This is a genomic window from Nocardiopsis exhalans, assembly GCF_024134545.1.
In the GTDB taxonomy this organism is placed as follows: Bacteria; Actinomycetota; Actinomycetes; order Streptosporangiales; family Streptosporangiaceae; genus Nocardiopsis; species Nocardiopsis exhalans.
This window is the reverse complement of record NZ_CP099837.1, coordinates 2,136,309-2,159,434: the sequence shown is the minus strand read 5'-3', so window position 1 is coordinate 2,159,434 and position 23,126 is coordinate 2,136,309. Positions and strand designations below refer to the sequence as shown.

Annotated in this window: 18 protein-coding genes; 12 read left to right on the top strand and 6 right to left on the bottom strand. The window is 70.9% G+C overall.

What is annotated here, in order from left to right:
* Positions 1 to 240 precede the first annotated feature (240 nt).
* A complete protein-coding gene (locus tag NE857_RS09745) occupies positions 241 to 1,494 on the bottom strand; it encodes a 4-hydroxybenzoate 3-monooxygenase (RefSeq protein ID WP_254420700.1) in 1,254 nt (417 codons plus the stop codon).
* Between the two features lie 92 nt (positions 1,495 to 1,586).
* On the bottom strand, positions 1,587 to 2,456 hold the full coding sequence (locus tag NE857_RS09740; protein WP_254420699.1) for an IclR family transcriptional regulator: 870 nt from the start codon (positions 2,454 to 2,456) through the stop codon (positions 1,587 to 1,589).
* Positions 2,457 to 2,625: 169 nt separating this feature from the next.
* On the opposite strand from NE857_RS09740, the gene NE857_RS09735 reads away from it, so the two are divergent.
* A complete protein-coding gene (locus NE857_RS09735) occupies positions 2,626 to 2,922 on the top strand; it encodes a YciI family protein (protein ID WP_254420698.1) in 297 nt (98 codons plus the stop codon).
* Between the two features lie 380 nt (positions 2,923 to 3,302).
* Entirely contained in the window at positions 3,303 to 3,485 is a 183-nt protein-coding gene (locus NE857_RS09730) for a hypothetical protein (RefSeq protein ID WP_017582040.1), read from the top strand.
* 240 nt (positions 3,486 to 3,725) lie between these two features.
* On the opposite strand, the gene NE857_RS09725 is transcribed toward NE857_RS09730, so the two are convergent.
* Complete coding sequence (locus NE857_RS09725) at positions 3,726 to 4,217, bottom strand: YkvA family protein (RefSeq protein ID WP_254420697.1); 492 nt, start codon at positions 4,215 to 4,217, stop codon at positions 3,726 to 3,728.
* A 790-nt stretch (positions 4,218 to 5,007) separates the two neighbouring features.
* On the opposite strand from NE857_RS09725, the gene NE857_RS09720 reads away from it, so the two are divergent.
* The 8 genes from NE857_RS09720 (at position 5,008) to NE857_RS09685 (ending at position 12,826) form a co-directional block, all read left to right on the top strand.
* On the top strand, positions 5,008 to 6,249 hold the full coding sequence (locus NE857_RS09720; protein WP_254420696.1) for a hypothetical protein: 1,242 nt from the start codon (positions 5,008 to 5,010) through the stop codon (positions 6,247 to 6,249).
* Between the two features lie 49 nt (positions 6,250 to 6,298).
* The gene (gene cpaB, locus NE857_RS09715) at positions 6,299 to 7,078 is read left to right on the top strand and encodes a Flp pilus assembly protein CpaB (RefSeq protein WP_254420695.1); all 780 of its coding nucleotides are present in this window, start codon (positions 6,299 to 6,301) and stop codon (positions 7,076 to 7,078) included.
* Between the two features lie 6 nt (positions 7,079 to 7,084).
* Positions 7,085 to 8,491, top strand: coding sequence for a CpaE/TadZ family protein (locus NE857_RS09710; protein WP_254420694.1), 1,407 nt, complete (start codon positions 7,085 to 7,087; stop codon positions 8,489 to 8,491).
* A gap of 145 nt (positions 8,492 to 8,636) precedes the next feature.
* A complete protein-coding gene (locus NE857_RS09705) occupies positions 8,637 to 9,014 on the top strand; it encodes a pilus assembly protein (RefSeq protein ID WP_344013266.1) in 378 nt (125 codons plus the stop codon).
* Positions 9,014 to 9,439, top strand: a complete 426-nt coding sequence (locus tag NE857_RS09700; RefSeq protein WP_254420692.1) for a TadE/TadG family type IV pilus assembly protein — start codon at positions 9,014 to 9,016, stop codon at positions 9,437 to 9,439. The genes NE857_RS09705 and NE857_RS09700 overlap by 1 nt, the downstream gene beginning before the upstream one ends.
* A gap of 58 nt (positions 9,440 to 9,497) precedes the next feature.
* Positions 9,498 to 10,823 (top strand): TadA family conjugal transfer-associated ATPase, encoded by a 1,326-nt coding sequence (locus NE857_RS09695; protein ID WP_254420691.1) that lies wholly within the window; start codon positions 9,498 to 9,500, stop codon positions 10,821 to 10,823.
* Between the two features lie 94 nt (positions 10,824 to 10,917).
* Entirely contained in the window at positions 10,918 to 11,850 is a 933-nt protein-coding gene (locus NE857_RS09690; RefSeq protein WP_254420690.1) for a type II secretion system F family protein, read from the top strand.
* A 64-nt stretch (positions 11,851 to 11,914) separates the two neighbouring features.
* Positions 11,915 to 12,826 carry a type II secretion system F family protein gene (locus NE857_RS09685; protein ID WP_254420689.1) on the top strand — a complete coding sequence of 304 codons (912 nt, stop codon included), beginning with the start codon at positions 11,915 to 11,917 and terminating at the stop codon, positions 12,824 to 12,826.
* Positions 12,827 to 12,844: 18 nt separating this feature from the next.
* On the opposite strand, the gene NE857_RS09680 is transcribed toward NE857_RS09685, so the two are convergent.
* Together NE857_RS09680 and NE857_RS09675 are read right to left on the bottom strand one after the other, a co-directional pair.
* Positions 12,845 to 15,049: a serine/threonine-protein kinase gene (locus NE857_RS09680; protein WP_254420688.1), complete on the bottom strand. Its 2,205-nt coding sequence runs from the start codon at positions 15,047 to 15,049 to the stop codon at positions 12,845 to 12,847.
* A 215-nt stretch (positions 15,050 to 15,264) separates the two neighbouring features.
* Positions 15,265 to 16,230, bottom strand: a complete 966-nt coding sequence (locus NE857_RS09675) for a nitroreductase/quinone reductase family protein (protein WP_254420687.1) — start codon at positions 16,228 to 16,230, stop codon at positions 15,265 to 15,267.
* Positions 16,231 to 16,727: 497 nt separating this feature from the next.
* Between NE857_RS09675 and NE857_RS09670 the strand changes: the two genes are divergently transcribed.
* The gene (locus NE857_RS09670) at positions 16,728 to 18,020 is read left to right on the top strand and encodes a DUF418 domain-containing protein (protein ID WP_254420686.1); all 1,293 of its coding nucleotides are present in this window, start codon (positions 16,728 to 16,730) and stop codon (positions 18,018 to 18,020) included.
* A 144-nt stretch (positions 18,021 to 18,164) separates the two neighbouring features.
* Here the strand turns inward: NE857_RS09670 and NE857_RS09665 are convergent, their stop codons facing one another.
* Complete coding sequence (locus NE857_RS09665) at positions 18,165 to 20,588, bottom strand: serine/threonine protein kinase (protein ID WP_254420685.1); 2,424 nt, start codon at positions 20,586 to 20,588, stop codon at positions 18,165 to 18,167.
* Positions 20,589 to 21,474: 886 nt separating this feature from the next.
* On the opposite strand from NE857_RS09665, the gene NE857_RS09660 reads away from it, so the two are divergent.
* Positions 21,475 to 23,121, top strand: coding sequence for an MATE family efflux transporter (locus NE857_RS09660; RefSeq protein WP_301184321.1), 1,647 nt, complete (start codon positions 21,475 to 21,477; stop codon positions 23,119 to 23,121).
* Positions 23,122 to 23,126: the final 5 nt, after the last annotated feature.

Genomic DNA, 23,126 nt, shown 5'->3' with positions numbered 1-23,126 from the left:
GCCACCTGGGACAAAGGCGCTTCACCGCGTTTGCCGAACACGATCCGGCAGTATGCTCGGGCAAATCTCACCTGCGGGCCCACCGCACCCGCCGTTCCAGGCCTGCCCTGTCGGCCGCCCCTTCCGTTTCCTGACAGGGTTTTCCCGGAAAATCTCCCGACCCCGAACCTCATACCGCAGACCATCCGAACCCCACACACCCAGGTCAGCGCCACCAGAACGGACCCGTGCGCGGAGAGGTCAGGGGGCGCGGTTCGCGGACACTGTGATCGCCTCGCTGATGACGGAGTCGGGGTTGGTGTGCGCGATCGGCCAACCGGTGTACGCCTCGGCGAGGAACGTGCTCCCGGCGACGGACTCGGTGACCTGGTCGATCTCGCCGAGCTGGCGGCGCCGCCCGAAGGCGTCCGCGTCGGTGTCCGTGTGCAGCATGGACGTCATCCACCAGGAGAAGTGCTGGGCGCGCCAGACCCGGTCCGAGGCGGTGCGGCCGTAGCTTTCGAGCAGGTCGGCCGAACCCTGGTGGAAGAAGCGTTCGAGTGCCTGGCAGAGCACGGCGATGTCGGCGGCGGCCAGGTTGAGGCCCTTTGCCCCGGTCGGGGGGACCGTGTGCGCGGCGTCCCCGGCCAGGAAGAGGCGGCCGTGGCGCATCGGGTCGACCACATAGCTGCGCATGGGGATGACCCCGCGCTGGATGATCGGCCCCTCCTCGAGCTCGAAGCCGTTGCCGTTGACGCGGGCGCGCAGCTCCGCCCAGACGCGTTCGTCGCTCCAGGCCGCGGCGTCCTCGGCGGGGTCGCACTGGAAGTACATCCGCTGCACGGTGGGGGTGCGCGAGCTGATCAGCGCGAAACCGCGGTCGGAGTGCGCGTAGACGAGCTCCTCCGAGCTGGGCGGGGCCTCGGTGAGGATGCCGAACCAGCCGTGCGGGTAGGCGTGGAAGTAGTCGGTGCGCGCGTGGGCGGGGATCGCGGTGCGGGTGACCCCCTGGGATCCGTCGCAGCCGACGATGACCGCGCAGGAGAGCTCCACCCGGGTGCCGTCGGCCTCGGTGAAGCGGACGGCGGGGGTGTCCGTGGTGACGTCGTGGACGCTGACGTCGCTGACCCCGAAGCGCACGTCGCCCCCGGCGGCCAGGCGCGCGGCGATGAGGTCCTTGAGTACCTCGTGCTGCGGGTAGAGGTGGACGGCGCGGCCGGTGAGGGCGGGGAAGTCGATGCGCCGGGACTCGCCGCGGCTGCGGATGGCGATGCCCTCGTGGCGTTGGCCTTCGGCGAGGAGGCGCTCCCCCACCCCGGTGCCGGTCATGAGGTCGACGGTGCCCTGCTCGAGGATGCCCGCCCGGATGGTCGCCTCGATGTCGGCGCGTTCGCGCAGGTCGATGACGACGGAGTCGATCCCGGAGAGGGAGAGCAGGTGGGAGAGCATCAGGCCGGCGGGCCCGGCGCCGACGACGGCCACCTGGGTGCTGGTCCGGCGGGGGTGGGAGTTCATGCGCTCAGCATGCGATCCGGTGGGAGCACGGCACCAGGCCTCTTCCATTCAATGGGAAGGTTTCCGGCGAGACTTCCCCTCGGGCGCGCTCCTCAGCCGTCGCGGCCGGGGGGAGGCTGGGTGCTGCTCCGAAGGTGACCCCGGGTGCGGATCACGCCTTCTCCCGAAACCGGGGCGCCCATGGTCCGGGAGATACCGCGGGCCGCCGCGAGCAGCACCGGGACGTGCGCGTGCGGACCCGGCTCCGGGTCTGGGGCCGGGCTCGGTTCACCAGGGCCCCGAGCACGGCGGAACGGGACGACGACGGACAGGGCGGCCACCACCCGGTTGCCGCGGTCACGGACCGGCGCGGCCAGCCCGACGGCGGCGGGGTCGATCATCTGGGAAGCGACCACGTACCCGTCCCGGCGCACGGCGGCCAGGGTGCGCCTCAGCCGGGCGGGGTCGGTGATGGTCTGCCGGGTGTGCGCGGGCAGTTCCCCGCCCAGCACCCTCTCCTGGAGCTCGGGCGGGCTGTGCGCGAGCAGCACCAGGCCGGTGGAGGTGGCGTGCACGGGCAGCCGTCCGGCGATCTCGGCGACGTTGCGCCCGGCGTCGCGTTCGGAGAGGCGTTCGAGGTAGAGGACGTCGGTTCCCTCCAGCACCCCGAGCTGGGTGTGTTCGCGCACGACCGCCTGGAGGTCCTCCATGAAGGGCAGGGCGGCGCGGCTCAGGTCCCGGGCGGGCGAGGACCGCGAGGCCAGCTCCCACAGCTGGTAGCCGATGCGCACCCGCTTGTCGGCTTCGCGCTCCAGGGCGCCGAGCTCGACGAGTTCGGTGACCATCCGGTGCGCGGTCGCGACCGGGAGGTCGGCGTGGCGGGCGATCTCGGAGACGGTGAGCGAGGCGGAGACGGTACCGAAGGCGCGCAGGATCCGCATGGCGCGGGTGAGGACGGACTCCCCCGACGTCGACCTGGCCATCACCGATCCCCTCCTCGAAGCGAAGTCTGCCATCGCGGACGGGCCCTGAGCGGAATCCCGACCGAAAACCGTGCCTCGCCCGGCCCCGCGGCAGTGCGAACTGACATCCTGGCACCGCAACCGACCACCCCACCCCTGCCCCGGGCGACACGACAGAGGAGACCCGGCCATGGCGATCTACGCCGTCACCTACACCTACGCCGAGAACAGCACCGAGGCCCGCGACCAGCACCGGCCCGCGCACCGCGAGTACGTGGGCAAGCTCTCCGAAGAGGGCGTCAACCTGGTCTCGGGCCCCTTCGGCCCCGACGAAGCCCCCGGCGCTCTGCTGCTCCTGCGCGCGGACTCCGCCGCGGCGGCCCTGGCCTACACCGAGCCCGACCCGTTCCGCACCGAGGGCCTGGTCAGCGACGTCTCCGTGCGTGAGTGGATCCCCGTCGTGGGTCCGCTCGCCAAGGAGTTCTGACCGCCCGAGCATCGGCCGGGCAGCCTGTTCGAAGGCGCTGCGGGCCTCGCCGTGGTGTCTGCCCCACCCGTAGAGCCGTGGTGTCTGCCCCACCCGGAGAACGGTGCCGGGACAGTGGCATGCCGAGGCCTCGTGTTCGGTGTTGTCTGTCCGAAGGGTCCGCCTGTGCCCGAGGCGCACAGGCGGCCTAAGGCGTGCACGGGGCTCTAAGGCGTTCGGGAAGCGGTGGAGCTCCGGTCTAAGGCACTCGGTCCGACACGGTTCTGGTGTTCTCTCCCGATGTGCGGACCGGGGCCTTAGCGGGAGTCTGTAGTCAGTCGGGGAGAACGAACCCCGGCGGAGCAGCCCGGACAGGGCGAACAGACCGACAGGAGCAGAACATGCACGCCTACTTCACCGCCCAGGCCGCCGACCTCCACCGCGCCGAGGCCGAGCGCACCGCCCGCGAGGCCCGCCTCGCCCGTGAGGCCCGGCGGCACAGCCGGAGCCGTAAGGGCGGCCGGGGCCAGCGTTCCGGAAGTGTGCGCCGCGCCCTGCGCACCGCCCTCGGTCTGGCCGCCTGATGTGGGGCCCGCCGGGCGGCGGGCCCCACATCACGGCCGCTCAGTACGACCCCTCGCCCGGACTCCGGTCAGAGCAGCACCTGCTCCCGGAAACAGCGCTCGGCGCCCGGGTGGACGTCCTCGGGGCCGGCACCGTTCAGCACCCGGTCAACCGAGGTGACCCGTTCGTCGGCACCTGCTCGGGTCCGCGCACGGACCCGACGCGGTTCGGCGTCGCCGCGGCCTCAGCCGCCGCACTGGTCAGCTCTTCTGCTTCTGACCGGACTCCTGCTCCTGGTACTGGTACTGCTGCCCCTGATAGGCCTGCTCCTGGCCCTGGCCCGGCTGGCCCTGGTGACTGTCCGGCCCGGAACCCCGGCCGTGCCCCTGGCCCTGCTGGTTGGCGTGGTCGAAGGCCTCCTGCGCCTGGCGCTCTCGCTCCCAGAGCACGAAGCGCTCGCTCTCGCCCAGCGCCATGGTGGTCAGCCACACGGCCACGGCGACGTCGTCGATCAGACCGAAGACCGAGAAGATCAGCTCCGGGATGAAGTCGATCGGGGAGACGATGTAGCCGACCAGCACGAGCATCATGAAGAGCTTGCCGCCGCCGAGTTCGGGGTAGCGGCCGCGCAGCTTCGCCCCGAGCATGCGCGGGATCGAGCGGGCTCGCTCCCACAGGGAGACCTTGCTGTCGGTGTTCTGGATGACCTGCCAAGCGGCCGCACCGGCAGCGGCCCGGTTTGCCTTGCGCATCGTGTTCTTCTCCTCAGGGGGCGTGTGACTTCTCAAGATATGACGCGAAGTCCCCTTGTATCGTTCCCGCTGGCGGGGTCGGCAATCCCGAACGAGACGCACACGACACTTCCGACCCACGGTGCGAGGGTGGCCCCGCTCGCCCCGCGGGAAACATTTCTCCATCGAGTTGTCCACAGTGAGGCCCGGTGGCACTGGTAGTGGCGGCCCCGGAAAGGCATCCTTGGATAGCCGGGTCCCTTTTCCTTCTTTTGATCCCTCTCCTTTACCGCCTGCTCGCTTCGCCCCAGCTGTCCCCCAGCCCCCTCCGAGCCCGCCCTCGGCCCGCCCTCCGCCCGCCCTCCGCCCGCCCTCCGCCCGCCGAACAACCGAACCACGGCCCGAGCCCTGCCCGATACAGATCCGCAGGCCAAAGGAACAAAGTGACTTCAGGGACAAAGAACCCAAGGCCACGTGGCCACATGCGGCCACCACAGCCCCGCACGACCACGAGAGGCGCCAGATGCACGCAAAGGAAGCCATCCCCCTAGGCCAGCCTCGGAGCCCCCACCCCGCCAACCCGGTCACCGTGCGCCCGTTGACAAAAGGACACCGCATCGCACCACCCTGACCCCGAGGTCGCGAATACCGGGCCTCCCCCTGTACCGCACCCATTCGTTACGATGCGTCCGAGTGGCACCTACAGACGCGGGGCGCCTCCGCGACTTCCGAAATCGCCCTAGTGCGCAGAACCGATGGAGCTTTCCCAGTGTCCAATGCCCTACCTCGGTCGGCGACGACCGTAGCCCTGTTGGCGGATATCCCCAGCACGGGCCACGTGGGCGAGGCCGGAGCACAACGGTTCGCCCTTCAAGGCGACAGTGTCGGCGCGCGCAGCGCCGCCTTCGTCGCCTTCGCCAGGAAGGAGGTGGACGCGGGCCGCAAGGTCGTGGCGCTCTACCCGGCCTGGCAGGACTCGGACGCCCAGCGCGCGATCAACTTCGCGCGCGGTGCCCTGCGCACCGACCACATCGCCGGGGTCGGCGTCAACCTGTCCCCTCTTGCCCTGTCCCTGATCGCCGACCAGCTGTCCTACCTCGCCCCCTACCTACCGCCGGGGATGGTGGCCGCTCTCAGCGACGAACTTCCCAAGCACCTCCTGGCCGGAGCCTGGCTGCGCACGGTCTCGAACCTGTCCACCCTGCCGACGAGCCTGAAACAGCACATGGGTTCGTACGCGCCCACCGTGTCCTTCCTCGCCTACTGCGCCCCCAACACCCAGGTGGGTCGGCTGCGCCCGGCCGAGGTCGCCCGCAGGCTGCCCTTCCGCCCGGTGCAGCCGGTGCAGCTGTTGTGCTCCACCCCGGACCCGGGCATCACCAAGCTGTTCGACGAGAACCTGCCCCGGGCCATCCAACCGGTGGCCACCAGGACCCTTCCCGCGCAGCCGCTGGGGCCCGCGTACTGGGGCACCGACAAGTACGTGGAGTTCGTGGCGTTGAGCGCCCACCCGCAGGCGCTCGCCTATGCCGCCGGGGCCATCCGGGCGGCAGCGTGCTCCTGGTGCGGTGAACCCGTGTCCGCCCAGCAGTGCCCGTTCTGCCGGGGTAACTCCACCGGAAAGCCCATCCGGGCGCACCAGACCGGTTCCGCTCCGCCGAGGGGCGGACGCCCGCCCGCCCCGAGCCCGCAGAACCCCCCGAGCCCTCAGCGCCCGCAGCGCGCGCAGAACCCTCCAGGCCTCCCGCCGGGCCCTCAGACCCAGCCCCGCCAGGCTCCGCGCCCCACTCCCCCCGGCCCCCCTCAGCCGGGCGGCGCCCCCGCACCCCCCGGCCACCCGCACCCGAACGGCGCCCCCGCACCTCCCGGGCCGCCCGCGCCCGGTGCCCCCGCGCACCAAGGCGGCTCGGCACCGAACGCTACCCCCACCACGCAGGGAACCCCGTCCCTCCGGTCCGGTCACCGACCTCCCCCCTCACCCGACCGGACGGAGGGCCCCGAGTTCCAGGACCGCTCCCCACAGCCGGAACCCCCGAGAACCTACTCCCGCTAGGGCCCGCCGGACCGGCCCACGACGACACTGGAAACGGAAACCACCCCCTATGAACCCCCGTCAGCGACGCGGCGTCCTGCTCATGGTCGTGGCCGCTATCGGCGCCGTCGCCGTGTTCGCCTCCGTCTTCACCTACATCAGCAACCAGCAGCAACAACTGGGCCAGTTCTCCACCGTGCTGCGCCTTGCCGAGGACGTCGAGGCCTACCAGCCGATCGGCCGGGACTCGGTGCAGACGTACGAGGTTCCCTCCGCGTACTTCGACCCGGAGGTCTTCATCACCGACCTCGAACAGATCGACACCCCCGAGGGCCAGGAACTGGTGGCCTCCACCCACCTGGAGCAGGGGGCCATCCTCCAGCGCGGCATGATCCAGCCCCAGCCGACCCTGACCGCCGGGGAGCGGGAGATCGCCATCATGGTCAACGCCGAGACCGGGGTGGCGGGCAAGGTCCGGCGCGGTTCCATCGTGGACATCTACGGCACGTTCCAGCCGCGCGACCACGGTGAGGCCTGTGCGACCCGGATCCTCACCGAGGTGGAGGTGCTCGACATCGGGGAACTGCGCAGCCAGGAGTCCGAGGGCGGCGGGGTGGCCGGCGTGGTTCCCGTGACCTTCCGGCTCAGCCCGGATTCCGCGCTCCAGCTGGCCTACGCCGAGGAGTTCTCCACCAAGCTCCGGCTGGCCCTGGTCAGTGCCGCGGGCGGCGGCGACGCCGGTGAACCGCAGGTGTGCAGCGGCGACTTCGCCGAACTCATCGAAGAGCGCGACGAAGCCCAGGACACGGACCAACAGACCGACGAGCGGCGTACGCCGCATGGGGGGTAGGCACCGGTGAACTTCCGAGTCCTAGCGGGGATGCCCACATCCGCATCAGAGATGGTGCTCACCGCGCGTTTCGAGGAGCTGGCCGGGGCCGAACTCGTCGCCACCCGGAACACGAGCGCGGAACTGATCAACGGGGCGGGCGAGCACCCCGAGCTCGACGTGGTTCTGGTCCACCAGGACCTGGGCCCGGCCCCGGTCTTCGACACCATCCGCGACCTGTCGCACCGCCACCCGCAGCTGGCGATCCTGCTGGTCTCCTCGTCGATGGACCCCGAGACCTTCACCGGGGCCATGGAGGCGGGCGCTCGGGGGGTGCTCTCCGCCGACTCCGGGGTGGGCGAGCTGGAGACCCGGATCGCCAAGGCCGCGGAATGGTCCCGTACGCTCCGCCGTCACCTGGAGTCGGCCTCCCTGGACCTGCCCGCCTCGGGTGTGCGCGGGCGGATCGTGACGATCAGCGGCGCCAAGGGCGGGGTGGGCACCACCACCTGCGCCGTACACCTGGCGATGGCCGCGGCCCGGCGGGACCGGGTGGTGTGTCTGGTGGACCTGGACCTCCAGGCCGGTGACCTGCCCTCCTTCCTCAACCTCCAGCACCGCAGGTCCATCACGGACCTGGTGGACGCGGCCGACGACATCAGCCCCGGCATGCTCTCCGAAACCCTCTACGTGGACCCGCGCGGCCCGCACGTGCTGCTCGCGCCCGAACACGGCGAGCGCGGCGAGGACGTCACCGCCCGGGCCACCCGCAGGATCCTGAGCGCCCTGCGTTCCCGGTACGAGCTGGTGATCGTGGACTGCGGTTCCAACATGAGCGAGGCGACCGCGATGGCCGTGGAGCTGGCTGACAGCGCCGTCGTCACAGTGACCCCGGACGTGCCCGCGCTGCGCGGTGCCCAACGGCTGATGACGATGTGGGAGCGCCTGCAGATCCGCTCGCACGAGGACGTGCACTCCCTGGTCACCCGGCACAGCCGCAAGAACGAGATCCAGCCGGACTTCCTCCAGCAACTGCTGGGTACCAAGGTGTTGCGCACCCCCGTACCGGCCGCCTACCGTTCGCTGGAGCCGGGGGAGAACAACGGGGATCCCACGAAGGTGACCGACGAAGGGCTGCGTAAGGCCTTCGCCCGGCTCGCCTCGGAACTGGACCTGCTCTCGGCGCCCACCGCCACCGGCGGTAGCAGCGGTAAGGGCGGCAACTCGACTCCCTCGGGCGGGATCCCGTCGAACCTGGCCGCGCTGGCGACTCCCCCGAGGAGCGGACCCGGAAATCACCCGTTCACCCAGGACGTGTCCGGTTTCCTCAACGCCTCGGGCCCCGAGCGGGTCAACGGTCACGGGCCCCAGGTGCGCGCACCCGGCCACTGGGGACGGGGCGCCCCTGGGCCGGGAGGGGGTTTCGGTGGTTGAGCACCGCCGGAGACCCTGGCGTTTACCGCCCGACCAGGGATTCCGTGCGCACCGCGGGCTTCGGAGGCGCAGGAGTGCCCCGAACCACCGGCGGCTTCGGAGCGGCCGGGACGATCGTGGCGGGATCTTCGTGGAGTTCGCCGCGATGGTTCCGTTCATGATGTTGGCGCTGGCCCTGGTGTGGCAGGTGTTGCTCATCGGCATCACCTCCATGTACGCCTCTCACGGGGCGGCGGAGGCGGCCCGACAGGCCTCGGTCACCCCGGACGACATGGAGCGCATCGACGAGGAGGCGCGTAAACGGGTCCGGGAGCCCTGGGATGCCGAGGACGTACTGACCACGGAGATCCTCGAGCGCGACGGTACCCGTTTCGCCCGGGTGAGTCTGGCCATGCCGGTCTTCCTGCCGGGCACGACCGGCCCGTGGCAGATCAGCGGTGAGGCGAAGGTCGTCACCGAGGTTCCGCCACGCGGGCTACCCGAGCCGGAGACGTCGGACGAGCCGGAAAGGGTGGATCCGTGATGACCTCAGGAGCCCGCGGCACACGCGTTCTGGGCCACGGCAGGCTCCGCCGCCTGGTGTTCGGCTCCCGGCCCCGCCGGAACTCCGACCGGGGCGGCCCCATCCTGGAGTTCGCCGCGGTCCTGCCGGTCCTGCTGCTCACGGTGGTGGTGTCGATCGAAGCCTTCCTCGCCTTCGTCGCGATCGAACGCATCGAGTCCGCGGCCCGGGCCGGGGCGCGGGTGGCCGGAAGCGAACAGTTGGAAGGCGCTGAGAGGGCGGCCCGCACCGCCCTACCGAGCTGGCTGGAAAACGCCGACGTCACGAGCGGCGCGAACGACAGCGACGGGTACTACGTCGAGGTTTCGCATCCGATGCCGATCGTGTTCTCGTCGGTGGACCTGAACCTGACGCTGACCCGGCGGGTGGACATGCCGAACGTGTGAGGCGGGGAGAGCGCCCCCGGGCACCATCGCGGCACCACCGAAGGAGGAATTGAGGAACATGGGTCTCAAGGACCGGCTGGAAGAGGACCGCGCGGTCGAGGACCGCGCGGACCGCAGCGGTGTGACGCACTGGCGCCGACGGCTCCTCGAGGAGATCAACCTGGAGGACCTGACCCAGCTGACGCTGGCCCAGCGCCGGGTCCGTCTGGAGAAGGTCGTCGGGCACATCCTGTCCCGTGAGGGGCCGGTGCTGTCGGACCGCGAACGGTCGGTGATGATCCGCAGGGTCGTGGACGAGGCCCTGGGCCTGGGCGTGCTGGAGCCGCTGCTGGCCGACGAGAGCATCACCGAGATCATGGTCAACGGCCCCGACAACGTGTTCGTGGAGCGCGGTGGCCGGATGGAGCGGATCAATGTCGCTTTCAACGGCGAGGAACAGCTCTACCAGACCATCGACCGCATCGTCGCCCTGGTCAACCGGCGTGTGGACGAGTCCTCTCCGATGGTGGACGCCCGGCTGCCCAGTGGCGAGCGTGTCAACGTGATCATCCCGCCGCTGTCGCTGTCCGGTCCGGTACTGACCATCCGGCGCTTCCCCAAGCCCTACCCCGTCGAGGAACTGGTGCGGATGGGCAGCCTGGACCAGGCGACCGGGGTGCTGCTGTCGGCGATGGTGCGAGCCCGGTTCAACATCGTGGTCTCCGGTGGTACCGGTACCGGTAAGACGACCTTTCTGAACGCGCTGTCGGCCTTCGTGCCCAGCAGCGAGCGGATCGTGACGATCGAGGACTCCGCCGAACTCCAGTTGATGCAGGAGCACGTGGTACGGCTGGAATCACGGCCGGCCAACATCGAGGGCCGGGGCGAGATCGCCATCCGCGACCTGGTGCGCAACGCGCTGCGGATGCGCCCGGACCGGATCATCGTCGGTGAGGTCCGCGGCGCCGAGACCATCGACATGCTGCAGGCGATGAACACCGGTCACGACGGGTCGCTGGTGACGGTGCACGCCAACTCCGCGGACGACGCCATCTACCGGTTGCAGACCCTGGCGACCATGGGTGAGGGCAACATCCCCTACGAGGCGCTCCGCGACCAGATCAACAACGCGGTGGACGCCATCGTGCACCTGGGCCGGTGGCCGGACGGTTCCCGGCGGATCAGCGAGATCGCCGTGGTCTCCTCACGCCGACGCGAGGAGTTCCGCCTCGACCGCCTGATGGAGTTCGAGGCGCTGCCGATGAACCCCGATCGTTCCGTCGGGGGCCAGTTCCGGCACTATCCGCTGCCGCGCCACATCGCCGGTCGTATCTACAACGTCGGGGAGAACATCCCCGCGGTGTTCGGGGTCGTCCCCGGCACCCGAGCCCAGGGCAGCCCGTGAACACACGTCCCGCGTCCGTGCGGACGCCCTCTCGAAGCACGGATCCTCGAAGTGCGGCTCCTCGAAGTGCGGCACCGACCCGAAGGGAGATCGGGTGAACTGGCAGATTGCGGCGATCCTCGGCGGCACCGCCCTGGTTCTGCTGCTGGTGCTGTGGGCCGTCTGGGAGTTCGTGGCCAGCGCGGAGAACCGGCGCTTGATCGCCGCCCGCAGTGCCCTGGCCCAGGCGGAGTACAACGCCTCGACCCCCCTGTCCACGTTGGACGCCAGGTTGCGGCGCACCGAGTGGGGATCCCGGCTGGCGCGCAGACTGGCGCGCTCGGGCACGGACCTGCGCCCGGCCACGTTCGTCGCCGCACTGGTGTCCGGGTCGCTGCTGGCGATCGTGGTGGTGTGGCAGATTCTCGCCCCGTTCTTCGGCCTGCTGGCCGCTGCGGGGGTGGCGTTCCTGTTCTTCACCTACCTGCGCCGGGCCGAAGCCAAGCGGCGCGAGGAGTTCACCGGTCAGCTGCCCGACCTGGCCCGGGTCCTGGGCAACGCGACCTCGGCGGGGCTGGCGCTGCCGACCGCGGTGGCCATCGCCGCGGACGAACTGGACGGCCCGGCCGGGGAGGAGCTCGGCCGCATGGCCGAGTCCATGAAACTGGGCGCGAGCTTCGAGGAGGCCATCTCCGACCTGCGTGAGCGTATGCCCTCCCGTGAGCTGGGGGTGCTGCTCTCCACGCTGGTGGTGGCGTCCAGGTCCGGTGGTTCGCTGGTCACGGCGCTGCGTAACATCTCCACCACCCTGGAGAGCCGCAAGGAGACCCGGCGTGAGGTGAAGACCATCCTCAGCGAGACGACCTCCACCGTGTGGGCTCTCGGATTCATGTCCGTGGGTGCCCTGTTCATGATCAACGCGATTTCGCCCGGGGTCATGCGCACGATGACCAGTAGCGGGGCCGGGATCGCGGTGCTGTTGGTGGTGGCGGCGCTGTTCGCGACCGGTTTCGCGCTGGTCTCCCGCATCACCAGGTTCAAGATGTAGCAGCCGGGCAGACGTCGCAGTCCCGGCCCCGCAGACCCGCCCCCCACCCCTGAAAGACGCCGCGATGAACCTCCTGCCGCTGCTACCCCTGGCCGCCGCGCTCGCTTCGGCCGCGGTCGTGCTGATAGGTGTCTACGGCCTGTACCTGACCCAGTCGCAGACACGGGTGCCGGTGGACGACCCGGCCGACGCCCCGGTGGCCACCAAGAGCGACGACACCTTCTTCCTGCACAAGATCACCGAACGGATCGGACGCCGTTTCGCCCCGTCGGTCCTGGCGTCCCTGAGCGACAAGCAGAAGGCGTCCATCGCTTCCCGCATCGAGGCCGCCGGGCGCCCGGACGGACTGACCACGGAACGGTACGTGCAACGCAAGGTCGGCGAGGTCGCCGTCTACGGCACGCTCGCGGTGCTGGTCCTGCTGTCGGGCAACGGCCTGGTCCTCACCCTCATGGCGCTGGCGTTCACCGGGCTGACGGACCTGAACCTGTACGTGCAGGCCCGGGAGCGCGCCGACCAGGTGCAGACCCAGCTCCCGGACTTCCTGGACGTTCTCGCGGTGACGGTGAGCGCGGGTATGTCGTTCCGCGCGGCGATCGGCCGGGTCGCGGCGTCGATGCCGGGGGTGCTGTCGGACGAGTTCACCATCGCGCTGCGCCAGATGGAGCTGGGCACGTCCCGGCGGGAGGCCTTCGAGGCTCTGCGCCGCCGCAACCGCAACGAGTCGTTGAGCAAGTTCGTCACCGCCATCCAGCAGGCCGAGGAGCTGGGAGCTCCGCTGAGCAACACCCTGGTGGACATCAGCAAGGACATGCGCCTGGCCGATGCCCAGTACATGCGGAGGAAGGCCCAGCAGCTCAACCCGAGGGTGACGATGGTGACCGCCGTGACCATGCTCCCGGGACTGCTGATCCTCATCATCGGCTCGATGGTCCTGGGCACCGACATCAACCTCGGCACGCTGTTCGGTGGCTGAGGTTGGCGGCGGGGCGGGTCAGCGGCGGCGGCGCGGGGCGGTGCCGCCGAGGGCAGCCCTGGGAAGAAGTTCCAGGGAGCGGTCCAGAACCCGAGCGGCCACGTACCGGTCGCCGTCCACCAGCAGTTTCCCGACGGCGTCCACTTCGCCCCTCGGTGGGATCTGCGGTAGCTCCCGACGCTTCTGCCAGCTGTAGAACCCTGCCCAGGCGAAGGCCGTCACGGACAGGACCACGCTGACCGGGAGACCGTCGACCAGCGGGTACAGAGAGATCGTGAACCCAGCGCAGAACAGCGTGAACAAGACCGCGCCCAGGAAGGCGACCACGCTGGTGAAGGCGGCCTCCTTCACCAGTGCGGCGCGGCTCGCCTCCATGCGCTTCAGACCTGCCAGCCTCTTCTGCACGTGATCGGCGCTCTGGGCGACCCCGGTGACCGAGTGGAGGGCGACCGCGGCGGCTCGGCGGTCCTCGAACGGGACGGGTAGCGCGCTCTCGCGCAGTGCCTCCCGCCAGGGGCCCGGAGGCACCCGGGCCGCGGCCCGCTCCAGCGACTCGTCCGCGTCGCGGTCACTGACCAGTTCCGTCACCAGTCGCGCGGCCAGGGTGAGCGGGCGGACGTCGACGCGCATGCGGGGATCGGTGAAACGGCCGTCCAGACTCGCGGACCAGCGTTCGTAACCCTCGGCCAGGCGCGCCGCGGTGGGCAGGCGTCGGGCGACCTCCCCGTACACGGAGCAGGGGCGGCCCGCCATGCACAGGTGTTCGGGCTCGGCGCAGTGGTGCGGTGCCAGAGCCTGGAGCAGGCCGTTCTGGACCGCCGAGCTCACCACGGGGTCGTGGTGCTCCCAACGGCGCGCGGCCATGCGGGAGATCTCGGTGAGGGTCATCCTGACACCCCGGTAGGAGGGGGCCAGGTCCGGGCGCAGGAGGGCCACCACCCGGGCTACCTCCAGGTCGTGGTCGGGGTTCCGGGCGTTCTCGATCTCGCGCCGCGCCGGTGAGCCGGGCGGCAGCCAGTTCACCAGGGCTTTGCGGCCGGAGGGCGAAGCGAGCATCGCGACCGCCCCTTCCCAGTGCCGGCTCATGGACGCGGCCAGGTCGCCGGGGTGGTGGAAGACGCTGTCGCCGACCTCGAAGCCCTCCCCGGGCTCCGGGTACGGGAACCGCCACTCGGAGCGGACGGGGAGCGGCTGTGCCGGGGGCGGAGGGGGCTCGACCGGAACGTCGGGCTCGACCGGTGCGAGCGCTTCGGCGGGTTCGACCACCGCTTCCTCGGCGGGTTCCTCCCGCGGCTCCTCCGGCCCCTCCAGCGGGTCCTCGGCCGGTTCCCCTTCCTCGCGCTCCGCTGCTTCCGCGCGCTCCGCCGGCTGTGCTCGTTCCCCTGGTTCCCCGTGCTCCGCTGGCTCCTCCGGGACCGGGGCGGGCGGCGGGACCGTGGTGGTGTCGATGAGCAGGGTGAGGAGTTCGGTGGCGGTGGGCCGCTGAGCCGGGTCCTTGTCCAGACATCGGGTCACCACTGGCAGGAGGGGTTCGGGAAGCCCGCTGATGTCGGGCTCCTCGGAGACCAGACGGTGCAGGATCGCCGCCGGGTGCGGGCCGTCGAAGGGCGCCCGGCCGGTGGCGGCGAAGGTGATCACCGAACCCCAGGCGAACAGGTCGATCGCGGAGGTCGCGGGCTCTCCGGAGATCTGTTCGGGCGCCATGTACTTGGGAGTCCCGATCAGGGAGCTCGACAGCGTGGTCGCCCCCTCCAACGCCCGTGCCACCCCGAAATCGATCACCCGCGGGCCGTCCGGGGCCAGCATGATGTTGGCGGGGGTGAAGTCGCGGTGCACGATCTCCGCGGCGTGGATCGCGGCCAGCGCGGTGGCCGTGGAGACGGCGAGCCGGTCCAGGTCCGCACCGGTGCGCGGGCCGTCCAGGCGCACGGTGTCGTGGAGGGTTCGGCCCTCGACGTACTCCGTGACCACCCAGGGGGCGTCGGTGAACGGGTCGGCGTCGATGACCCGTGCGGTGCAGAAGGACGCCACCTTGCGGGCGAGCTCCACCTCCCGCGCGAACCGGTCCCGAATGCCCTGGTCACCGGCGTGCTGGGGGTGCATGATCTTGACCGCGCCGAGCCCGCCCCGTGAATCCTCGCCCAGGTAGACGGATCCGAACCCGCCCTGGCCGAGCAGGCGTACGAGGCGGTGGCCGCCGACCGTGGAGCCAACCTCGACCACAGCATGTCCTCTCCGGTTCCGGGCCGCCCGGCAAGGGTCCCGGGCTCGTTCATTCGTGCCGCGGCCAGCCCGCGTGATCGGCCGCGACGAAACGTGGGATGCATGGGAACGGGTGAGAGTTCTGGCGAGGTGGGATCAACCCGAGATCCCCGCCACGACGGGCATACGGGGCGCGGACGGCCCGCTCCGGCCGCCCGCGCCCCTCGGGTCACTGATCAGGCGCCGGAAGGCGGCGGGAAGGGGATCTCGGACAGGGTCGGGATGAGCGACTCCTCCTCGAAGTCCAGGTGGGCTCGCAGCTCCTCGGTCAGACGGTCCAGGTCGGCCAGGAAACGCGCCGGGTCCGCTGTCCGGAGATCGGTGAGCAGGGTCTCCAGTTCTCCCCTCAGGCGGTCGACCACGCGGTGCTCCTCGATGAGGCGGTCGATCGGTTCCCTCAGGTGCGGGAAGCCCTCGGCGAGCCGCGGGAAGACCGTGTCCTCGCTGGTGTGGTGGAAGTGCAGGGACTCGCAGAAGGCCACGCAGTGCTGGCGGATCTGCAGGCTCAGCCCCAGCGGAGGCGCGGTTTCCGCGCCCTGCCGTTCGGCCAGGTAGAGCTCGGCCTCGCGGCGCACGCGGGTCAGCTGGCCGCGCAGCCAGGTGTGGATCTGGAAGAGCTTGTCCGCGAGGTTGCGCACCTCCGTGGCGCCGTCGGTCGCGGAGCGCTGCAGCTCCACCACCGGCAGGCGGCGTTCCACCTGGTCCTGGTAGTCGCCGAAGCCGGGTTCGCGGCGGACGATCTCCGCGAAGACCCGGTCCCGCTCTTCCCCTTCCAGGGGGACCGCGACGGCCTCGTGGGTGTCGTCGTCGGGCATCTCCACGGCCACCAGCGGATGGGCGAGCAGGTTGCGGTACCAGTCGGGGTGCCGGGGCGAGCCACCGGCGGAACCCACCACGTAGACGCGGCCGTCGACCCGTACGAAGCCGAGCGGGTTGGTGGACTCCCGACCGGATCGGGCTCCGGTGGTGGTGAGGAGCAGCAGGTCACCGCCCTCGAACATGCCGCCCACCCTGCCGTGGTTGGCGCGGAACTCCGCCACCACCGGCTCGTTCCACGGGCTGATCTTCGGTGCGGGGCGCTGCCCCGGGCCCTGGTTCTGGTCCGGGCCCTGGTTCTGGTTCTTGGTGTTGTTCTCCGTCAAAGGACGGTCCTCTCACTGAATGCCGTGGAGGCGGGCGTCCCCGAGGGCGCGGCTGTGGCAGGCACGGGTCACGTGCGCGGCGGGGCAGGGCGAGACAGAACGCTGGGCGGTCTGAGAGCCCGAGGAGGCCGCGAGGAACAGCGAGGCTGACAAAGCCGGGAAAGTGTTCGGGGAGTCCGCCGGGATCCTGGTTACTTCCGCCAGGGGCGGGTGAGCGGCTCAGCCGCTCAGATGAGGTACGCGAAGTGTGTGCTCACGATTGGCTCCCCGAACAGGTCTGGCGCCTCCATGCCGTCCGACCGGCCCACTGCTCTTTGGTCGGAAGCACGCGGCGCCCCACCATCATAGGCACGCGTCCGGGTGGGGCAAGCCCCACCCGAAGTCTCCACACCGCCCTATCGGCCCGGGACCCGCGGATCCGTAGATTCGTCGGCATCCCCCAGAACAGCGCCCGTGCCCTCGGCCCGCCGTGTTCCACCGCTACCGGAGAGCTCCCCATGCGCAAACAACGCCGTGCGCCCGAAACCGGCCCAGCGGCCGCGCACCGCCCCTCCCCCGCGCTCCGCCCCGGGCGCTCGCTCGCCCCCGACCTCTCGCGCGGCTTCATGCTGCTGTTCATCGCGCTGGTCAACGCCCAGTTCTTCCTCACCCACTCCGACACCGTCCGCGGCCTCGCCGACCAGGTCCTGCTGCTGGTCCAGGGCACGCTGGTGAACGGGCGTGCGATCCCGCTGTTCTCGTTGCTCTTCGGCTACGGCGCGGTCTGGATCATGCGCCGGGTCATCGACTCCGGCGGCGGTTGGGTGCACGCCCGGGTGGTGCTGCGCCGCCGCGGCTTCTGGATGCTGGTGATCGGCCTGCTGCACGGGGTTCTGCTGCTGCCGGTGGACATCATCGGCGCGTACGGGCTCGGTCTGCTGCTGTTCGTGGGTTTCCTGCGCGTCCGGGACTCCGTGATGCTGTGGTCGGCGGCCGCCTTCGCCCTCGCCTCGGCGGCGCTGATCACCGCGCTCAGCCTGGTCGACGCATCCAGCTCCCCTCCCGGCGCCGAGGAATCCGCCGCTGCCGTGCCCTCGCTGGTGGAGACCGGTTTCCTCGCGGCCAGTTCCGAACGGTTCGCCGAGTGGACCCTGTACACCCCGGTGACCCTGCTCTTCGTGGTGATGCCGCCGATGCTGCTGGGGATGTGGGCGGGCCGCCGCGGGATCCTGGAGCGCCCCCGCGAGCACCGGACCCTCCTGGTCCGCGTCGCGGTCCTCGGCCTGGGCATCGCCGTGCTCGCCGGGCTTCCGGACGCGCTGGTCACCGCGCGGTTCCTGCCGGAGCCCGGGCAGGTCGCCCTGATCTCGCTGTGGATCGTGCACGACCTCGCCGGTTGGGCGGGCGGCCCCGCCTGGGCCGCGCTGCTCGCGCTGCTGGCCATGCACCTGACCGAACGCGCTGCCCGACGCGCCAGCGCCCCCGACATCGGCGGAGCCGACATCAGTCCCGAGACCGCTCCCCTGGGGCCGGTCACGACCGCGATCGCCGCCGCGGGTGAGCGTTCGATGAGCTGCTACCTGGCGCAGGCGCTGGTGTTCACCCTGGTCTTCGCCCCGTACGGACTGGGCCTGGGCGCCACCATGAGCGCTTCGGCCGCCGCTCTCGTGGCAGTGCTCACCTGGCTCCTGACGGTGGTCCTGGCCGACGTCTCCCGCCGCTTCGACCTGCGCGGCCCGGCCGAGGTGGTGCTGCGCGAACTCACCTACGCCCGTACCCGGCTGCCGTCCCCTCCCGAGAGGAGGGACTGACCGGCGACTCCGCCCCGAACACACCTGTCGCCCTGAACAAACCCTTCACCCCGAACACACCTACCGAGCGGCGGGTTGTCCACAGGTGGGGAGGGCCCTCTGAAACCCCGGCCCTCCCCACCTGATGCCCGTTGTATCGGGGGCTCAGCCCTCGTCGGCTTCGGGCTGCCCGGGAACGCCCTCGGCCCCCTCTCCAGCGCCTTCGCCGCCCTGCCCCGCCGCGTCCCCGGCCCCGCCGGTTTCCGCGGCCTCACCGTTGGCTCCGACTTCGACCTCGATCTCGTCCGCCGGGCACCGCGTCATGTCGCTGTCGCCCGGCGCGGACCCCGTCGGCAGGGCGAAGAAGCCCGAACCCAGCCGGTCCTCGTCCCGCCACTCCAGCGTGCCGTCCACGTCGTAGCAGTGCCCGCTCAGGTCCTCCGCCATCGCCCCCGCGAACGCGGACGGCCGGTAGGCCACCCCCGCCCGCTCCGGGGCTCCGTGGACCAGCACGTCGACCTCGGCGGCCGGGTTCTCCGGGCTCAGCACCACGAGCGTGTTCATCGGCTGCCCCAGCTCGCCGCCGCTCCCACCCCTGATGACCTGCCGGTCGAGCCCGCCGTGCTCGTCGGCCTCCAGCGGCACCACGGTCAGGAAGTCCTCCGCGTACACCCGGTGGGAGCCCACGTTCGGGTGGTAGGTCAGTTCCACCGTGAACTCGATCCCCGCGCCGGTGTCCCGCACGCCGGTCATGCACACGCTCATCACGGGGAAGGAGTCCAGGCCCGGGGGGTACAGCCCGTAGTCCGCGGTGTCATGGTCGAGCGGGGAGACGAACGGCCAGGCGTCGGGGTTGGTGTTCGGTTCTCCCTCGGGCCCCGGGGTCAGCAGTGAGGTGTACAGGTCGGGGGCGACCGCCTCGGGGTCGAAGGGCCGCCAGGGGGCGTGTGCCTCCTGCGCACTCACGCGTTCGGTGTCGTCGCAGGCCATGGCTTCGGGGGCGAGGGGATCCCCGAGGTCGTCCGCCTCGTCCGTCCCTGGCGGTTCCTCGGTGGGTTCCTCCGCGACGACGGTGTCGGCGGGTGACCCGCTCAGGGTGTCGAACAGCAGGTAGCCGCCGCCGAGGGCCGCGGCCATGCCGAGCGCTCCCACGCCCAGCCAGACACCGAGCCTGCTCTTGCGCCCGGTGCCGTCGTCGTCCTCGTCGAGGTCGATTCCCTCGTTCCGCACGGACGACATGTCATGGCCACCGGTCTGCGAGGGACCGAACAGGTAGGTGGCGCCACCGTGCCCCGCCGCCCCAGCACTGCGCATCCCGGGCGCGGCCCCGCCCTGACCTCCGGCGAGGTTTCTCGGGGTGTGCCCGTACGCCTCAGCGGCCGCTTCCGGGCCCCACTCCTCCTCCGGGTCGGACCCCGCGGCAGCCGCCGAGGGCCGACCGGATCCCCCAGGCCCAGAAGCACCTCCGCGCTCACCGGAACCAGGCATCCCAGACGTCCCCTGGACCCCGGGCACACCGGTGGCGGTACCGGCTCCAGCAGCGCCGGTGGCCCCGGACGCGGCGCCGCCGTCGGCGGTGTCGCCCGTGCCGGCCTGCGGCCCTCCCTCGCTCAGCGCGCGTGCGGCGTCGGCCCATCGGATCGGGTCGTGCCAGCTCAGGTCCGGTTTGGGCCAGTGTTCGCCGATGAGGGCGCGGAGCTGGTCCGGCCAGGTCTCGGCGGTCGACTGCTCATCGATACCGAGCAGCAGCAGGCACTCCAGGTAGGCGTCCTCGGCGGAGGGGCGCTGGTCCGGGTCGGGGGAGAAAGCGCGCAGCAGCAGCGGGCGCAGCTCCTCCGGGAGCGCTCTCAGGTCGACGCGGGCCTCACGCGCGCGGCGGGCCATCTCCCACAGGATCTGCCCCGGGATGCGTCCCGGCGTGTGTCCCGCCGGGGAGGTTCCGAACGGCGGTTCACCGGTAGCGGCGAACACCACCAGGCACGCCCAGCCGTGCACGTCGGAGGCCTGGGTCGCGGCCGATCCGTCGTAGCTCTCGGGTGCCAGCCAGCCCAGGCTCTTGGAGCTCTGTACGGGCGCCGCGTCATCGATCCGCCGGGTGACCCCGAAGTCCAGCACCCTGGGCCCCTCGGCGGAGGCCACCACGTTGCCGGGTCGTACGTCGCCGTGCACGGTGTCCGCCGCGTGCACGCTCGCCAGGGCCTCGGCCATTCCGGCGGCCAGCACCAGCAGCGCGTCTCCGCCGAGGCGACCGTGCGCCCGCACGTGCTGCCCCAGACCGAAGCCGGGGACGTACTCGATCGCGGACCACGGTCTGCCCTCGTGGCTGCCGCTGTCCCGCGCACCCACCGCGCACACACCGTCGGCCGGACGCACGGGGGCGGACTCGTCGCTCGCGTCAGATCCGGGAGCCCACTCGGCGGCGGCGATCTTGAGGGCTATCGGCTCGTGCTCAGGGGAGACCGCGGCGAACAGGGTACTCATGCCATCGGCGCCAAGACGCCCGATCAGCCGGTAGCGGCCCACCTGGAGCGGGTCGCCGTCGGTCAGAGGGGTGACGTTCGGCGGCAGAGCAGGGAGGGTGAAGTCCATTGGGGGCAGCTTTCCACACATCAGGGACGGTTGTGGTGGGCTGTGCCGGGATAGCACATTCGATCCCGTGGTTCTGCGAATCTACCTAATTCGTGAGGCACCCGATGCCGTGATCCCCTTTTTCCCAGGGCCGTCGGGAGCGATTCACGGTGGCCCCGGAGCTCACCGCCGGTGGTCCGCGCGCACCTGCCCCGGGAGCCGGAATCGCCTGTTCACCAAGGCTCCTCGCTTCCCGAGGCGCACTCCCCGAACCCCGCTCGGGAACGATCACGGCGGACCCACACAACGAACACGCTCGGTGAGGACGTTATGGGAAGGAGAGGAAATCGGTGCATACCACTGTCAACCACCCGATCCGAGAGCGCCATGACCGCTCGCGGCGCCCCGAGCCCGCTCGGTGACCGCCGTTCGGGCCGGGGAAGGACCAAAAGCCCCCGGAGTGACTCGCGGGGAGAACGGGAAGAGCCGAGGGCGGCGCGGGGATCCTGGCTCCAACGGTCCCAGCAACGGTGGCCAACGGGGCCAAACCGAAACGTATTCGTTCGCACCACGAGCCCAGAACCACAGGGGCATCTCCAGCCACCCTGTTCCCACCGAGCACTTCAGCACATCTGGCGACTCTGACCGCATCCGGCCATCCGCTGCCCCGGCGGAACCCCCAGCCGCAACCGCTCCCGCTTCCCCACGTCCCGGCGTCGGCCTGTCCGGCCCCGCGCCCATCACACGCTTTCGACTCTGAAGAGCACGATACGGAACAGTCTTCAAAAAGAGGGGGAAACTTCAATACCACCATAAATCAAACATCAAAGCAAAACACGAAGAAATACTTCACATTCTCCCTGGTAACTTTCTCGGCAAGCCCCTGACTTCCACCCAAGAGAAGACCATGGCTGACAACAGAACCCAGAACGCCACTGATGCCTCCGCCGTTCCCGCAACGGGTGGCGACACGGCCCCACCGACGAGGCAGGCCGGGGAGGACTGCTCCGAACTCCCAGGCGAAGCGGCCCCCGGCCCCGAGCCCTCCGACGACGCGGCCCCCGGAAACTCAGCCGCGCAGGCCTCGGAGCCGCCTACCGAGAGCACTTCAAACACCCCCGCGAGCGCCCCCACAAACGCAGCCGCGGCCGCCCCCGCTCCGCCTTCGGACCACCCCGACGAGGAGCCGCGCCCCGCCTTCCCGCACCTGATGGGAAGCATCGGGGGAAAGGCCTTCCCGCTGTATCTGTCCATGGTCGCCACCGTCTTCGGGACCATGGTCACAGCGGGCGTCCTGGGCCACACCGGCACCGCCGTGCTCGCCGCCTACGCGATGACCATCGCCCTGTACAACCCCGTTTCCATGGTGATCCAGGGGGCACTGCGCGGCTCGATGCCCTTCGTGGCACAGAACGCCGAGGCCCCGGAGGCGCTCGCCCCCACTGTCCGCGACTCCCTCTGGCTGGCTCTGTGCACGGGTCTCCTCGGCGGCGCCGTGGTGGCGGCGGTGCCCCTGGTCGCCCGGCTGATCGGAGCCCCCGCGGAGACCGTGGCGGCCTTCGGGCTCTTCCCCTACCTGATGGCGTTCGCGCTCCTGGCCAACGCCTTCCAGGCCTGCGCGACCACCCTGCTCATCGGCCTGGGTCGATCCAAGCAGGCGATGACGGTGGGGCTGGTGGGCACCGCGCTGTCGGTGGTGCTGGTCCCGACCCTGGTCGTGGCGCTCGGCCTGGACATCACCGGCGCCGGGCTGGCCATGCTCCTCACCGCCCTCGTGGTCATGGCCGTGGCCCACGCGCTCCTGCGCCGCGGCACCGTCGTGAACGGCCAGAGCCTCGGCCTGGGCTCCCCGGACTGGTCCGGGGTCTGGCACATCGCCCGGGTCGGCCTGCCCATGGGCTCGACGATGCTCATCAAGTTCGGGGTGCTGGGGCTGCTCGCGATGGCGGTGGCCCGGGTCGGCGCCGCCGAGGCAGCCGCCCACCAGGTCATGGTGACCCTGGTGACCTTCGTGTTCCTGCCCGCGACCGCCGTCGGGCAGGCCGCCGTCCCGTTCATGGCCCGCGCCGCCCAGGCGGCCCACACCACCCAGGCCGCCCAGATTACGCAGGCCGCCCGGGACCAGGGGGACGATTCCCCCGGGAGCGGGTTCGGTGAGGTCCGGCGGACGATGGCCGCCGGACTGGCCGTGGCACTGCCGGTGATCGCGCTGAGCATGCTGTTGATCTGGGTCGCCGCCGGTCCGATCATCGGGGTGTTCACCCCCGACCCGAACGTGTCATCGCTGGTCACGGCTCTGATTCCGGTGGTGTTCGTGGTCGTGCTCGCCGACGGCATGCAGGCGATGCCGGGTATGGGCCTGCTCGCCCTCAAGCGCACCACCCCGACCCTGTACACGTTCGCGGTGTGCTTCGGCCTGTTGGCCCTGGCCGCCTTCCCGGTGGCCGCGGCGGGCGGTCTGGCCTGGCTCTGGTGGGCCTACGCCCTGGCCAACCTCGGCCTGGTCGTCGGTCAAGGCGGCGGGTTCCTCCGTCTGACCCGCGCCCGAAGCTGACCCGC